The sequence below is a fragment of the uncultured Methanobrevibacter sp. genome (assembly GCF_902788255.1).
GTDB lineage: Archaea > Methanobacteriota > Methanobacteria > Methanobacteriales > Methanobacteriaceae > Methanocatella.
This window is the reverse complement of the sequence record NZ_CADAJR010000016.1, coordinates 1-16,326: the sequence shown is the minus strand read 5'-3', so window position 1 is coordinate 16,326 and position 16,326 is coordinate 1. Positions and strand designations below refer to the sequence as shown.

At 35.5% G+C, this 16,326-nt stretch carries 14 protein-coding genes; 3 read left to right on the top strand and 11 right to left on the bottom strand.

Annotated elements, in window-relative coordinates:
• Positions 1-41: 41 nt before the first annotated feature.
• From QZV03_RS05490 to QZV03_RS05440, 11 genes are all read right to left on the bottom strand, one after another.
• Complete coding sequence (locus QZV03_RS05490) at positions 42-1,544, bottom strand: ATP-binding protein (RefSeq protein WP_296874700.1); 1,503 nt, start codon at positions 1,542-1,544, stop codon at positions 42-44.
• Positions 1,538-2,611 carry a DNA double-strand break repair nuclease NurA gene (locus QZV03_RS05485; RefSeq protein ID WP_296874699.1) on the bottom strand — a complete coding sequence of 358 codons (1,074 nt, stop codon included), beginning with the start codon at positions 2,609-2,611 and terminating at the stop codon, positions 1,538-1,540. Before QZV03_RS05485 ends, QZV03_RS05490 begins: the two co-directional genes overlap by 7 nt.
• Positions 2,612-2,673: 62 nt before the next feature.
• A complete protein-coding gene (locus QZV03_RS05480) occupies positions 2,674-3,426 on the bottom strand; it encodes a geranylgeranylglyceryl/heptaprenylglyceryl phosphate synthase (protein WP_296874698.1) in 753 nt (250 codons plus the stop codon).
• Positions 3,427-3,509: 83 nt separating this feature from the next.
• Positions 3,510-3,656, bottom strand: a complete 147-nt coding sequence (locus tag QZV03_RS05475) for a 50S ribosomal protein L40e (RefSeq protein ID WP_296874697.1) — start codon at positions 3,654-3,656, stop codon at positions 3,510-3,512.
• A gap of 183 nt (positions 3,657-3,839) precedes the next feature.
• Positions 3,840-4,565 (bottom strand): hypothetical protein, encoded by a 726-nt coding sequence (locus tag QZV03_RS05470; protein ID WP_296874696.1) that lies wholly within the window; start codon positions 4,563-4,565, stop codon positions 3,840-3,842.
• Between the two features lie 16 nt (positions 4,566-4,581).
• Positions 4,582-5,439: a toll/interleukin-1 receptor domain-containing protein gene (locus QZV03_RS05465; RefSeq protein ID WP_296874695.1), complete on the bottom strand. Its 858-nt coding sequence runs from the start codon at positions 5,437-5,439 to the stop codon at positions 4,582-4,584.
• Positions 5,440-5,457: 18 nt separating this feature from the next.
• The gene (locus QZV03_RS05460; RefSeq protein WP_296874694.1) at positions 5,458-6,546 is read right to left on the bottom strand and encodes a toll/interleukin-1 receptor domain-containing protein; all 1,089 of its coding nucleotides are present in this window, start codon (positions 6,544-6,546) and stop codon (positions 5,458-5,460) included.
• 54 nt (positions 6,547-6,600) lie between these two features.
• Entirely contained in the window at positions 6,601-8,514 is a 1,914-nt protein-coding gene (locus tag QZV03_RS05455) for a hypothetical protein (protein WP_296874693.1), read from the bottom strand.
• A gap of 216 nt (positions 8,515-8,730) precedes the next feature.
• The gene (locus tag QZV03_RS05450; RefSeq protein ID WP_296874692.1) at positions 8,731-12,792 is read right to left on the bottom strand and encodes a SpaA isopeptide-forming pilin-related protein; all 4,062 of its coding nucleotides are present in this window, start codon (positions 12,790-12,792) and stop codon (positions 8,731-8,733) included.
• 276 nt (positions 12,793-13,068) lie between these two features.
• Positions 13,069-13,587: a DUF367 family protein gene (locus tag QZV03_RS05445; RefSeq protein WP_296874691.1), complete on the bottom strand. Its 519-nt coding sequence runs from the start codon at positions 13,585-13,587 to the stop codon at positions 13,069-13,071.
• Between the two features lies 1 nt (position 13,588).
• The gene (locus QZV03_RS05440; RefSeq protein ID WP_296874690.1) at positions 13,589-14,254 is read right to left on the bottom strand and encodes a hypothetical protein; all 666 of its coding nucleotides are present in this window, start codon (positions 14,252-14,254) and stop codon (positions 13,589-13,591) included.
• Positions 14,255-14,357: 103 nt separating this feature from the next.
• Between QZV03_RS05440 and QZV03_RS05435 the strand changes: the two genes are divergently transcribed.
• The 3 genes from QZV03_RS05435 to QZV03_RS05425 are packed head-to-tail and all read left to right on the top strand — an operon-like array spanning position 14,358 to position 16,091.
• On the top strand, positions 14,358-15,068 hold the full coding sequence (locus QZV03_RS05435; protein ID WP_296874689.1) for a hypothetical protein: 711 nt from the start codon (positions 14,358-14,360) through the stop codon (positions 15,066-15,068).
• Positions 15,069-15,072: 4 nt separating this feature from the next.
• The gene (locus QZV03_RS05430) at positions 15,073-15,606 is read left to right on the top strand and encodes a nicotinamide-nucleotide adenylyltransferase (protein WP_296874688.1); all 534 of its coding nucleotides are present in this window, start codon (positions 15,073-15,075) and stop codon (positions 15,604-15,606) included.
• A gap of 47 nt (positions 15,607-15,653) precedes the next feature.
• Positions 15,654-16,091 carry a molybdenum cofactor biosynthesis protein MoaE gene (locus tag QZV03_RS05425; RefSeq protein WP_296874687.1) on the top strand — a complete coding sequence of 146 codons (438 nt, stop codon included), beginning with the start codon at positions 15,654-15,656 and terminating at the stop codon, positions 16,089-16,091.
• The last annotated feature ends 235 nt before the right edge of the window (positions 16,092-16,326 follow it).

Below are 16,326 nucleotides of genomic sequence, written 5' to 3'. Positions count from 1 at the left end.
GGGTCCCATGTTAAAATTGAACTTAAATGAATGAGATACCATTAATAATTATATCCCATATCCATCAGTTCATCTTCCTGCCTTTCGATTTCCTCAGCTTCCTTTTTTATTGAATCCTTAAAGTATGATACAATGTCCATATCATCCCCATGGGTACGGCCCTGAAACTTATCGATTTTGACCAATGTAGGCACCTTGGTCATCAAACCCAAAACAATGGCCTCACCGACATTCAATGATGGCAACTGGTTGACCAAATCCTGTGACAGGCTTTCGCTTGCTGACTGGACATGCCTTTGGTCCTCAGGCTCCACCAACCTCAGGATTATCATGTTGTTCATCTGTGAGAGTGCATCATGATCCACTGTCTTTGGTGACTGACTTACAAGACAAAGTCCCAGACCGAACTTACGCCCTTCACGTGCGACACGCTGAATCCATCGTTTGGAATCGCTGTCACGCTTGTTTGGAGCAAGGATATGAGCCTCTTCAAGGATATAGAATACGGAATTTTCAAACAGTTCCTCCTTGTTTCCACTGTGAGCTGCCTTTTTGGAACGGTTAAGTGAATTTCTAAGGATATGACTTACAAGAACGCTCGCTACAGCCTCATCAACCTGACTCAAGTCAAGGACATTGACATGGGCTTTTTTAATGCTTGTGAGGATGTTTCCTGTGTACTGGTCGAAGAGGTTTGAGTACTTGTCCATGGAATCGTCAATCTTGTTCATGACATCGACTATCCTTTTGTCTGAACCTTCCTCAAGTGAATCGACTTCAAGAATGTCATACATCAGCTGCAGGAAGTTGTTTTCATGGGCAGTTCCGTCACTGACCTGCTTTTTGGCTTCCTTGAACGCCTTTCTGAAATACCTTTCCTGAAGGTACGCATTTGTCGGAATGTTTACAAGCTTTTTAATCTCATGAAATGACATGTAAGTAGGATTTATCTTTGGCTTTATAACATTAACATCACCGTTTGGAAACTCCGCACCCTTATACTCACCGTGCATGTCAAACACGAATACCGGAACGTTGTATCCAAGCAATTGGTCAATCAGAACGGAAACGGTATTTGACTTTCCCGCACCGGTCATCGCAAGGATTGCAAGGTGTCTTGAAAGAACCGGATTTGCATCAACGTTTACATCAACATCACTCTGATTTACAAGTGTACCCAGCTTAATCGGATTTGTAACCTTGAATATCTCCTTCAGGATTTCAGCATCAGCCAGTTTAATTTCGGTTCCCGGAAGCACAGGTGTTCTTGGAAGCCTCAGATGATCGTTTACATCCCCAAGGATCTTGACCTTTCCTCGGATGTAGTTGTCCTCAACACCTATTTTGGAGATTTTCTGGATTGCCTTGAAGTCATTGATGTCAACGTTCAATGCATCGTTTCCCCTTACCAGGTTTTCAACCATTCCAAGCACCTTTTTTCCATCGTATTCAATTGTTACATATTGGCCAACCTGTGGCATTTTATTAGAAATAAATGTTACCTCATTTAAATTGGTTTCTCCTACACAGATTCCTACTACCATGACATCACTTCCCTGTTTGTTGTCTCGTAAATCTTAGCTATCTTCATCAATTCCTTCATGTTCCTGTCGGTTATCACCACATCATTGTGGGCCTTGTTTAGAAGGTACGGATAACCCTGAACAGACAAAACGTTAATCTTTCGTAAAATCTCAAATACTTCCTCTTTAGTTGCTTTGTAAGGCAGTTCAACTTTCAATACATTTTTATTATCCTGCAAACGAACATAAAATACTGTAAATGTTAGACTTGTAAAGAAATCCTTGAAATATGGGAAAGGCAAGCTTTCATGAACTGTCCTGTATTTTATTATTGTCATTCCCTGCCTTTTGGTGAACTTGTCAAGAAATGCTATGTCAGGAATGTTCCAGTGAAACAAGTCATTGTCTGAGGAGGTCTTTGATATTGATATGATTCTTTTTCTATATTGCAGAATCTCCTTTAAAAGAATGATCTTTTCAACTGCCGCCAATTGCAGATTGATTTCCTCAAGAATTGTTGAATCCTCACTTTTAGGCATTTCAATCAATTTCAAATTGCTTTTAATCTCCGGAAAGAGCAGTCCATAATGCCGGGTCTTCAAACGGCTTTCAAACTCATGCAATAATGTATCGTCCAGATTGTCCCTTATTATGGAAGGCAGCTTTGCACCCCTCGGAAACGCATTCTGCAGATCTCCCAATATTGAACCGTCAATCATGTAATAGTCAACATCATAGTCCCTAAGGGTCCTAAGCGCACATTTCAATTCATAGATTGCCATGTAGTTGCTTAAGAGCTCATCCAAAAAGGACACGTGCGGAATATTGAATATGTCCGAGTCGTCAATTTTTTTAATCTCGCCATCATAAATAATGGATTCCGCTCCCACTGCACAGAAGTTGGTTGTAAGGAATTTCTTCTTGTTGAAACTTCCGTCCCCTGCGGCTATTGAAAAATCGGCACGGCTTTCGCCGATGTCCCTGTTAAACCATTTATGTTCCAATTGGGATTCGATATCAGTGTCCGATTCAATATCGATTATCAATCCTCTACTAGCGATGGCCTTTTCATATAATGAATTTAACATAATATCACACTAATATATTATGTTTAAATATTAAAAAAAGATTTGGTAAGAGCAGTTGGTAACTACTCTTGTGAAGCTTTTAGGATTGCTCCGGTTAATTCTTGAATTTTAGCTTTAATGTCATCGACTTCTTCAACAACTGTACCTGTAACGATAACATCTCCACCTGCTTTGGCTGCAGTGTATGCTGCTTTTGCATCACGAATTCCGCCACCAACAACAATTATCATGTTATCAGTTGCCCTTTTTGAGTATGCAACCATTTCAGGAGGAATAGGTTTATCCGCACCGGAACCTGCTTCAAGATAGAAGAATTTCATACCGAACATTTCAGAAGACATTGCATAAATAGCCGGTATTTTAGGCTTGTTTCTCGGTACCAGTTTTGCATCCCCGACCCATCCAACAGTTCCACCAGGTTCTGCAACCATATAAGCCATAGGTAAAATTTCAATTCCGGATGCCTTTACTGAAGGTGCCGCAAGTGCCTGTGCACCGTTAATCCAGTAAGGGTTGGTTGAGTTAACGTAACTCATGAAAAAGATTGCATCAGCGAATTTACTTACGCTGCTGGTGTTTCCAGGGAATATGATAATAGGCACTGCAATGTTTTCGGACAATATCTTACAGGTGTTGTCGACATCATCCCCGTTGACAGTTGACCCCCCAATCATGATTCCATCAGTTCCACCTTCAATGGCCTGAGTGGCAATTTCTAAAGCTTCCTCTGGTGTCTGTTCATCAGGATCTATTAATGTAAAATGAATTTTCCTAGTTTTTAAAATGTCTCTGATATAATTTTCAACGTCTTTCATATGAATCTAAAAATAGTTTTATTAAAAATAATATATTAAATTAATGTTTATTAAAAAAATAGTAAAGTTAAAAGAGGTTAAAATTATCCTCTTAATTCTTTTGCTTTGAATCTTAAACCTTTGTAACCACATTTTCTGCAGGTTGTAGCAGCAGCAGGGTTACGAGCATTACATTTTAAACAGATTTTAACATTGAACATTCTGTTTTCTGCTTCTTCAAATCTTGCCATTAATAACTCCTCCTATAATCATGAAAATTAATAATAATAAACCGTTATGAATACCATAACTATTAATTAATTATTTTAACTTAATAGTATTTAAAGGTTTAGTTAAAATGAGTAAAAATAAGAAAAATTGATAGAAAAAAATAATAAAAAAAGATTGTAAGTTAAATTACAATCTTTCATGATTTAGACAAAATCCTCGTAGCTGTCACCATAACTATGGGAACTACTTGAACCACCTAATCCTGAACCTCTTGAACTGCTTACATAATCACTGTAACTGTCTCCATAGCTGCTACCGGAACTTGAAGAAGAAACTGAACTGGAACTAGAAGCCGAAGAGGTTGATTTCTCGACAGTTGACTGAGTTTGCTGAGCAATATCAACAACTTTAGATGATGAAGTGTCTGAACCTTTAGAACTTCCAGTATCATTGAATTTCAATGAATCCGTAGGACTATGGAACTTAATGCTGTTAAAGCACTGAAGTAGCAGGTTCTTGTTGGAAGACTGAATAAGTACAGTGTCGTTATATTGAGTATTTTTAACAAAAACTGAATATGTCCCATTCTTTTCATATATTACAACATTGTCTTCCACTATTTTTTTGGATCCTGTAGCAACCGAATCCTTAATCTTATCCATTTCATTTTTACTTGATGACAATGACAGGTTTGATGCAACAGTGATGTTAATGTCATCTTTTTCATCAGAATAACGGGAAACCCCATTTTTGTCTGTTTCTAGTGTTGCATTAGGATTGTCTGGAATCTCCATATATGCAGATTTGCTTAAACGCATGGGAACCTGTTCTGAGGTTATTTCTTGATTTTCACCCAACATGAAATAAGCTCCAAAAATTGCGACAACCGCAACAACTGCAACAACAATTATGATATGCTTTGTATTCATTTTTAACTCCCCACATTTACAATTGAGATTCACATTGTGCTAAAATTACATTATCGGAATTGACCAATTGGACATCTATCCTATTGATATTATTGGTATCTGACACTGCAGATCCAAAAATGAATCCGCTGCTGAATTTCTGAGCCTCTGATAATACTGTTTCACTTGTATCTATCAATTCACCGGACTGGTCATAAAAATCAACAATGATTCTGCAGTCATCGGGATTGCTTGGATTCGGTGAAATGGTTCCCCCTACAAAGTATGAATAGTTCCAGGAGGAGGACTCATTTGTAACGTCATCCACATGAAAGTCTGTGACATTAATCGCAATATCACCGGCATTTACCTGCATTCCAGATGAATCTCCTCCACCATCGGATGATGTGAAGATAAATGCTCCAACCATCGCAATCAGAACAATTGCAACTACTGCAATTATTGGAATCTTATATCTTTTCCAGAATGGAGGAACATATGGTTTGGTGATTTCATTAACTGCACTAACAAGCTCTCCAAACTTTCCTTCAGGGTTGGGATGTGCTTCAATCATGAGCTTGTTTTTCAAAAGGAACTCCAAACCACCGTCCAAGTTTGAACCATCAATATTATAAACTATTATCTGCTTGTTTTCACCAAAAGCAAAATCTACTTCAGTATTTACAAAATTTGATCTCTTGGAGTCTTCGGAATATACCAGCACCATTAAAATTGAGTTGTTAATGGCTTCCATCATTTCATCAATGACGTTTCCCACTCCAACATCTCTGCTTTTAAGCCAGCAACGGTAACTCTTCTTTTCCAAATGATTGCAAATCTTGTTCGCTATCTCCTGGTTCTTATCATCATAACAGACATAAACATCATGACTCATTTATCTCACCAACATTCCTTATTTTATAGTATTGGATTCTGCAGAATTGATTACATTACCGTTTCCGTCACGCAATTCGGCCGTGACCTTTTTCACATTATCCTCATTGAGATATGCGACAGCAAGGATTCCTTCCTCAATCCTGTTGACTTTTGTATCATTCTTTTCAAGTACATTTCCCGAATCATCCAAAAATTCTATATGCACATTATAATCTGATGAATTGGCGATATCATCAGTTACAGACCCAAACACGAAATATGAATATTTCCACTCATATCCTTTTGAGCTGTCATCATCCATCTGCACATAGTCAATTGCAACTCCCGTTGGGGTGGCCTCATCAACGTTTCCGCTACCGCTGAACACAACAAATGACACAACGGCAATAAGTATTACAGCTGCAACTGCAACTAACGGCAGAATATTTCGTTTTTTAGGTTCCTGAGGAGATGAAACATTTTTTAAAATCCTTTTGATTTTTTCAGACCTGTTTATCTCAATAACGCCGTAATTCTTTTTCTTCTTTTGACTTAAGTATTCCAATGCAAACTCGTCGCTCATATCCTCAATGCCATCAAAATTCATTATCACCCTTGATACGTTGCCTATATTTTGATATAAACCTTCAATCTTTTCTGGAGAATCCAGATTGGACCCTAACTTTTCAGACAATAAAATTTCAACAGGAGATAACGGAATACCCTTCAAGATACGATTTGCATCCTCAAGCAATTCATCAAAAAAGCTTTCAGGATCAGAACTTGCATCAAGCCACTGCTGATTTCTCAAAAAGAACTCAACCCTACCGCTTGGAAGAGTATCATCAATTTTAAATGGCAAGATTGGCTTGTCCCTAATGAATGCATTGTTCAGCTCTTCTCGGACATATTTTGAATCATGAGAATCTTTTGAGAATACCAAAAGAACCATATTAGCATTGATTAAACCATCCATGATTGCCTGAGCATAACTGACACTTGTCTTGATGTCTCTTGGAGCCATCCAACAATTTAGACCATTTTCTTCAAGATAATCTCTGGCTTTTTCAGCAATTTCCGTGTTTTTGCTTGAATAACTTATGAAAATAGCCTTATTTTCAGACATTCACACACCACAATTTACTGATTATTCTAAAATATACTCATTTAACTTAAATATTCATGCTTTTGATGTTTTTGCAGGATACTTTTTAGCGGATTTCAATATTATAATAGATGTCTTGCCAGAACCTGAATATTTGATCGAAATAGGTTTAATGACAACCTTATGCTTTCCAACTGAATATTCATTGGTGAAAAATCCTGCAATCCCCTTATATTTACCTATTTTTTTAGTTTTTAAATTAATTGTTTTGAATTTTTTACCTGTATAAATGAGAACTTTAACCTTAACGCCATTTACTCCCTTTTTGGTCTTTTTATCTAAAACCTGATAAGTAACAAGAGAGCCTTTTTTACTGTTGTTTTTCTTATGTAACCTGAATTTCAAAGCTTTTGGTTTAATAACTTTAATTGAGGAAGTTAAAGTATTAAAATTATAACCCTCATGTGTGCCTCTCACAACAATTTTATGAGTACCTTTAGTCAAAATATTTGTTTTAAAACTAGCAATCCCATTGGAATTGGTTTTAACCTTTACAGGTTTATAGGATTTACCTGTATATACATTTAATGTTAATTCCACATTACTGATTGGTTTACCTGTTTTAGAGTTGACCAATGAAATTACCCAAACAGTGCCTTTTTTAAGGACAACAGTAGCAGAAGATGCCTTAATAACTGCAGTTGCTTTTTTAACGGTGATAGGTAAAGTACTGTCTACAGATTTATGGTCATCATCAGGAATTGTTGTTACGGATAATGTGTACTTGCCCACATTCAAATTAGAAACAGTGATAACATTATCAATGAAAGATATTTTAGCTTCAGGATGATTTATAACCTTGATGGCAGTTTTATCTATGACTCCACCATCAACAGTCACATAAATTGAGCCTGATGTGGAATATTCCATTATCATTTCCGCACTGAATTTGACACTTGTATCAATTCTTGTCTTGTTAAAAGTATTTGAGGATTTTAACTTGTCTGCAGTTATGCCTCCAAATAATGCATTTGGATCTTCTTTATATTCTAAGAAAAATGAATTTCCATTGAAAGTGATATTATCATTTGTAACATATATCCCTTTTGCTAAAAGCGCTATGTTACTTTTGAAATTTGAATTTCTGACAATTCCTGAAGCTGCCAATCTGAGAGCACCTCCATATGATTCACGAGCAGAGTTTTCACTAAACGTACAGTTATCAATTATTAAACTTTGACAGTCACTGTATATTGCTGCACCTCCTCTGAAATATTCAAGTCCATCTCCAGATAGCTCATTAGAAATATAATTGTAACTGAATTTACTATTCATGATTTTATTGTTCAGTCCGTTGGTATATATTGCACCTCCAAAATCTGTGCAGTGATTAGAGATGAAAGTACAATTATTTATGATGGAATCCTCTGTCCAAAAAAAGATTCCTCCACCATAACCATAATTGCCATCAGCACTGTTATCCTTTATCTGACAATTTGTGATTGTGATTCTCTTGTACAAGGGTGAACTATAATAAATTAAAATGCCTCCTCCCCATTGATCACATCCGTTACTTATCTTTAAGTTATCAATAGTAACATCCGAATGTTTAACATATATCGCGCACTGTTTTAGATTTGTATTAATATTGGCCTTTAATTGAGCCCCATCACCTAGTCCCTTAAGAGTAATGGATTTATTAATAATAATTGGATTTCCAAAACCGTAATAAGTCCCATTTAGATAAATTGTATCTCCAGGACTAACTGAGTCAATTTTTTCTTGAATATCACTAAAATATTGATATTCGGCAGCCAACACTTCCCCCTCAACAACTTCTAAAGTATTGTTTTCAGCATCATCAATCTCCAATATTGTGTCTTGATTATCCTGACTTAAAAATATGTCTTCATCAACAGCCACTTCATCGGAAATTAATTCTACATCAGTATCGTTTAAATCCTCCGCACTAACCGATGCAATTGCCAATATAAACAATACACCCAACAATATAACCCAGAGATATTTTTTAATCTTAATAAATAAAACCTCCAATGTATAGTATTTTTTATATGAAACTTCGAATCATTCTTTATTTAAATTTTATGTCATTATTAAGTATATATTGCCTTTGAAATAAAGTTTAAGGAAATTTTTGAGTAAATCAAGCTTTCATTAAACAAAATGAGAAAAATTATATTCTCATTATACTTTAAATGTCTTTTTAGGATATTTTTTAGCAGATTTCTTAATCACCATCGTGGTTTTGCCAGACCCACTATATTTCAAGGAAACAGGCTCGATTACAACCTTGTGCTTTCCGGCGGAAAACTCATTGGTGGCAAATCCAATGATTCCTTTGACCTTACTGACCTTTTTGGATTTGAGGGTGAAAGTTTTATATTTTTTGCCAGTGTAAATCTTTACTTTAACTTTAACACCATTGACACCCTTTTTGGTCTTCTTGTCTAGAATCTGGAAAGAAATCAAGGTGGCTTTTTTAGTAGGATTATTCTTTTTAAGTTTAAACTTCAAAGCCTTTGGCTTTATAACATTAATGAATGATGTGAAATCCCTTAACTTATAACCTGCCTGATTGGAAGTTACAACTACTTTGTGATTTCCTTTGGTTAATCCCTTAGTCTGATAGCTTGCTATACCTTTGGAATTGGTTGAAACACTTACAGTCTTGAATTTAGAACCACTGTAAACCTTCAATGTAAGCTTCAGACCAGCTATAGGTTTGCCTGTCTTAGAATCAGTGATTTTAACAGTCCATAAAGTGCCTTTTTTCAGCACTACTGTGAGCTTTGAAGCCTTACCAACTGCTGAAATCTTGTTGACAGTTATGTTAATTTGGCCTATAACAGAATAATATCCTTCATCTGGAGTGGTTACCACACGCAAAACATAATTTCCGACATCCAAACCTGAAACTGTAATCCTATTTCCTACTATCTTCGGCCTGATTTCAGGATGATTTACAACTAAAACATTTTCAGAACGGATACTGCAGCCGACAGTAGCAAAGGTTGTGTAGCCTGAATTTTTATAATCAAAAACTATATTGTTTCCGAAACTAATTTTAGAAGGATCTAAATTAACAGGACCTGACTCTTCAGTAATTTCAATGCCATTGAATTCTGTTATTGGAAACTCTGTATACTCATCGTCGACATAAGCTAAAACAGAATAATTGCCTATGTCAAATGGTACTGTATAAGTTGCAATTCCATCACTGCCGGTTATTATTTCTGTATATGCACCGTTACTGAACTCAAGTATCACCTTTACATTCCTATAGAAATCATAATTTATCGGATTGAATAAGATTACATTTATGTCCCTTTTGCCTTTTGTAAAGCTTATATCAATTTCACCGGCGATTTTCTCGATATTCAGATTATCCGACCCAATAGCATTTACCTCAACATTATTCATATCCACCAATGCCTTAAACCCGTATATACCTGGAATGAAAGGCACCCTATATGAATATTCACCATTGGAATCTGTTGAAAAACGAACAGTCTTTCCATTGGAAAATGTCGCCATGACTGGAACATGGTCAATTCCATTGCCTGTTTTTGAATCGGTTAATTTGAATGCCAAAACAGTATCCATATAATATTTACCTATCTTTTCAAAAGTCAAATTAGCTATGAGAGTATTGATGTGAACAGCAATTGTCTTTGAAACTGATTTGAATTTACCTTCACCTTCATAGCCAATTGTCACATTATATTTTCCCAAACCAGGCAAATAATCAGTGATATCGAAAACGGTTGAACCGTCGGAAAATGTTCTTTTTGTAAATGTTTCACCTTCAATAGCAAATGTTATGATTTTATTTGAAAGAGGACCTAAAATATTTGACAGCTTAACGGCCAATATTGCATCAACGCCCTGGACAATGGACAAATCATCAACATCAATGATAGAATCATAATAATAGTCTATACCTTCCGGAATCACATCAAAAATACAATCAACAACACAATAATCCGAAACATCACCCATATTAATATAATCTCCATAAAATGAGGTGCAATCTTTAAATGAGGAATCTTCAATCATTAGATTTTCAGCCTCATTGGCATAAATGGCACCACCCTCATTAGTTGAGGAACAATTTTCAAATTCACAATATCCTATTTTCACTCCACTAACTGAATATAATCGTATTGTTCCGGATGAAACGGAACTGGAATTGATAAACTCGCAATCCTTAATATTGACATTTGCAATTTTATAGCAGTCAACCGCACCACTGTGAATATTTGAGGAACTATTCCAAAATGATGAGTTCAATAAATTGAAATCTTTAGTTTCGCCCATGCATGAGATCGATCCTCCATAATCGGATGATGAATTAACAAAATTACAGTTGGAAAGAGTAATATTTGAACTGTGAGCATTTTTATCATTTTCACCAATATAAACTGATCCTCCCCTTTGGGAATAACAATCAATGAATCTTAAATTATCCATAAATACATTATTGGATGCCTCTACTCTGATAGCTCCACCATATGCTCTTGAATGGCATGCATTAAAATTACAATTGACAATAGTTAAATTGTTTAATGTGTCAAAAGAAAGGGCTCCTCCCTCATTTTGATTGCAGTAACAGTCGGTGAAATTACAATTTTTTATTGTTAAATTTGAGCCTTTTGCATCTAGGACTCCTCCATATGTTTCAGCATAATTATTTATGCAGGTTAAATTTTCCAAAGTAATATTAGATCCATTTTCTATCCTAATTACTGCACCAAAATTGGCAGTGTTTCCTTCAAAATAACAATTAATTACATTATTCTGAGCAACTAATGAAATTGCACCTCCATGACCCTTAGCGGAATTGTTAATAAAACTACAGTTAATTGCATCATTGTCACGTAGGGCACCTCCATAACTGGCAGCATTTCTAACAAAACTACAATTTACAGCAGAACCTCTAGCCATAGCTCCACCAATATATGCATAATTCTCAATAAAAATACAATTTACAGCATAAACATAGTTTGTAGCACCACCCCAACTTTTAGGAGCAGAATTGTTAATAAAAATACAATTCAAAGCATTACCATTATTCATTGCACTACCATAACCATTGTTTGATGCGGAATTATTAATAAAAGTACAGTTCACCGCATTATCGCCCCAATTAAAGAAAATTGCACCACCAGCATAAGCAACATTGTCAACGAAACTGCAATTGAAAGCACCCCCATATAATATAGCTCCACCATAATTTTTAGCATAATTATTAACAAAACGGCAGTTCCATGCATATGTGTCTCTAATAGCTCCGCCACTGCTTCTGGATGAACAATTTAAAAAACTACAATTCCAGGCATTACCACCATACATGGCACCACCATAAGAGGTAACAGTATTGCCAATAAAAGTGCAATTCCAAGCATTTCCATTATAAATAGCACCCCCATTATCATTAGCATAATTATTAACAAAACTGCAGTTTATTGCATCACAATCACAAATGGCACCTCCGTTTTTTCTATAAACTTTATTTCCTACAAATCGACAATCAACAGCAGAACCTCTAAAAATAGCACCTCCGGCAGAATCAGCAGAATTATTGATAAAACTGCAATTCCAAGCATTACCGTTATAAATAACACCCCCAGCATTCTTGGAAACTGAAGAATTAATGAAAGTACAATTCAAGGCATTACCGTTATAAATCGCACCACCATAATTTTTAGCAAAATTATCTACAAACCTAGAGTTTTGTACTGAAGTGTTGAACTCGACATTTGTAGAATAAATAGCACCACCAGTCATTAAAGAGTTACCGTTCTTGAACGTGATATTTTTAAATACCACACCAGATGCTGACACGCTAAACAATCTAACAAGATTATTTCCATCAATTGTCGCATCATTTACACCGACGAATGTTATTGCCTTATTAACCTCAATTGTGCTTTCAATCAGATATGAACCATTAAAAATAATCGTGTCTCCGTTACTTGCCGCATCAACACAGTTTTGAATTTCATTTGAAGTCTTGGGCATATACTCATTAGATAAAAAATCTGTGTTTTCAACTTCAAGATCATCCTCTAGTGATAAATCATCACAATAAATATTATCTGCATAAATTACATGTTCATCAAGGCAACGGTCATTTTCCAATATTGCACTCCCATTAAAATCTGACGTGTCACCAGCACTGACGACACCCATAATCAAAATTGTCAACAACATTACCGTTATCAACATTATGCTTTTTATCTTCACAACTAAACACCCTAAACATGAATCATTTTAAAAATGAATAATGTTATTATATTTTTAAATAGAAAGATAAATATTTAAGCATAAATGAAATTCTTTATAGAACATCTTTTAATGTACAATCTAATATTAATGTAATCCATTTTTGTCATAAATCGGAAAAATTAACAGAACATGAAAAAAATATTATAAAACTGTATATAAATTTTTGATATACAAAAAAATTTAAAATTTTACCAAAAAAGAAAGATTAAAAAAATATTTTAAAAAAAGTAAAAGTCATTCATTCTTGGATTCAAGAAACTCATTTTGAACACGTACAACATCGGCACTGGTGTCTGCCTCACTGTAGGCCTCCAGAAGATCATGGTTCAATTCAAGAAATGTATGGCCCCACTTATACCCGTCCATCATGTCACGTGCCTCATCCTTGAAACGTGTAATGTATAATGTTGCACTTATGGCCTCAACGGTGGACAGTATGCATGGCTTTCCATAGTTTACTGGGTTTGTTGCAATTAAAAAGGGTAATGAGCGATGGTATTTAGATAAAGAAAAGAATTTTTTGGACTTTGACACCTCATTCCATGAACAGTCAAGCCCAACAATTCCCCTTCTTTGCACATAACGGTAATCCTCATATGATACAGCCTTTTCCGCATAGGGATTTAAAACGATTGCACCTGACGGAATCTTGTTGATGTTTTCCACCAGCCTGCATTTTCCCATCTTCGCCAGTTTTATGGCCGTGCACTTTTTCTTGTCGCACTCGTTTGCATGAAAGACTGTAATTCTCATATTATCCTGCTACCTGCTGTAAAGCAGTCTGATTACCTGCTTTGACCTGTTGAATCAATTCCATTTGTTCTGCAAACTGATCCTCGGTCAGTCCAAATTGCTCATATATTTTTGGAACATTATTACTTTTCTTTAAGGTAATGCTTTTAAGTAACGGTTCCACAAAGTCAGTGTATGACTGACCATATGTGTTCAATGTTGCATTTACTTTTGAATCAGCATCGATTATCATATAAATTAAATATCCCTGCTTTTCACCCTGTGACTGGCAGATGATGATGTTCATCGGCTTGTCAGAGGAGTTTGAGTCGTTTCCTTCTACAGCCTGTGAGAAGTATATGTTCCAATCATTGCCATTGAATGACCTGGTTTCAGGATTCATCACACCCTGCAGGTAGTAAATATCCATCAGTGCTTCAGAATCGTCAACGGTAGAAATGTTGTAAGTAATCTTGTTTTCCTTATCCTCATATGAACGCATGTATGATTCATTGTCATCAACGAGTTTTACCTTACCTGCGAAAGTACCTTCCATAAAATCTGTCTTAAATGGAGTGGTTTCACCGGCAGGTCCATTATTATTGTTTAACATTCCAGAAGCAAAAACGCCAACAATGGCGATTACCACAATTACTGCGGCAATGATTATTATATTTTTAGTTTCCATTAAAAGTACTCCATATAATTTAATATAATATATTTTTAGTAAAAAGTCTTTAATATAAGTTTACTTATAATTATTTATATATTAACGAAAATTAGGTCATTTTATGAATAAAAAAATTCAATATCAGATACTGCTTATAATACTAATCGTTATAGTGGTAATCAATCTATCATTCATTATAGGTGAAGTTATAAAAACTCCTGAAAACACCTATAATGTTACAAGCGTTGGAGGTAATGTTAACGGTACGGTTTATAAGATTATTGCAGGAAATGAATCTTCAAACGAAACCGTAGGCATCATTCTAGGAGTTCATCCAAGAGAGCATGAAATCCATGAAGAAGTAAACAAGACAATTTACAACATTACAAATGAAAACAGTTCCCAGAATCTCAACAAAAAATATGTAATATATTACATCAAGACAATAGACAACCTTACTTCCCAAGAAGATACAAGGGCAGCCGGTGAAGAGCTTGCAAACAAGTTCATTGTACCGAATATTGGAAATGACAATCCATTTGTTGTGGTTGACGTTCATGAAATCAATCCGGACTACGAATATTCCAATTTCGTTTTCAGCCTGTCCAACCGTACAGACAAAATCGATTCATATATTCAAAAGTTAAGCAATGACGTTAACCTTGTAGATTTCAATTTTGATGAGGGTACAAGTCCCGAAAAGGTAACTGAACCTATTGCCAAGAAGGGAATCAACACTCTTCTTGTTGAAACTTCAATTACCGATTCAATAGCTCAAAAGCATCAGACCGCAGTAAATCTTGTAAATAGTCTTGACACTTTAAGCCCGTGATATTATGGAAAAAGTACGTGGAATTTTAATAGGAAGAATGCAGCCTGTCCATAACGGACATATGGAAGTTATAAAACAGATTTTATCTGAAGTGGATGAAATCATCATCGGTATCGGCAGTGCACAGCTAAGCCATGAGATAAAGGATCCATTTACTGCAGGTGAGAGGATTGTCATGATGAACCAGGCACTGGCAGACAGCGGCATTGATCCTTCAAGGTATTACATCATACCTATGCAGGACATCAATTTCAATGCAATCTGGGCGGCACATGTAAAAATGCTTACCCCACCATTTTCAATTGTCTATTCAGGAAATCCCCTTGTCAAACAGTTATTTTCAGAGGAAGGCTACGAGGTCAGACAGCCATTATTATATGACCGCTTGCACCTATCCGGAAGTGAAGTGAGACGCAGAATACTGAACGATGAAAACTGGGAGGAACTTGTTCCGAAGGCAACTCAGGAGTTATTGGATGAAATAAACGGAGTTGAAAGATTGAAAAATTTATCAGTAAAGGAAATAAGTGACATATAACAATAGTTATATACAATTAGATACAATATTTACATGGAGATGAAATAATGGTTGTAAGAGTAATCGAAGCAAAAGAAGACAAAGTAACAACTGCAGATTTAATCGCAGAACTTAAAAAAAGTACAAAAGTAGACTATTCCGGTGCAATTTTCACATTTGAAGGAATTGTACGTGGAAAAGAAGAAAACATGAACCTTGAGAAGTTAATTTTAACAACCCCGGACAAGGACAAGACCCAAGCGGAAATTGAAAAAATCGTGGAAAATGCAAAGATCAAATATAACGTTCATGAAATATCCGTTGTTCACTACATCGGAGAGTTCTACACTGGAGACATGTTATTTTTAGTGGCAGTTTTAGGAGCACATCGTGGAGAAACATTGGATGCACTAAAAGAAGTCATTGAAACTGTCAAATATGATGTTGAATTCAAAAAAGAAGAAATATCAAAAGAAGGCACTAAAACCATCTTAGCAGGCGGTTAAATATGAGCTTATTGTTTATATTTAAATTAATTGTTTTATTTTTTATAGTATATGCGGTTATTAAAAACTTAAAAACCCTTTTAAAAGCAGCAATTGTTATATTCGTTGTTTTAATGTTATTAGGATTTATAGGATTTTGAACAACCTCGCCTTGAAGAAGGCGAGGATTCCTAGATTTTTCATGTTTATTTGCTCAATCGTTTATTGAGTGTTTTCTAGGCAATCTCCGGGGTCC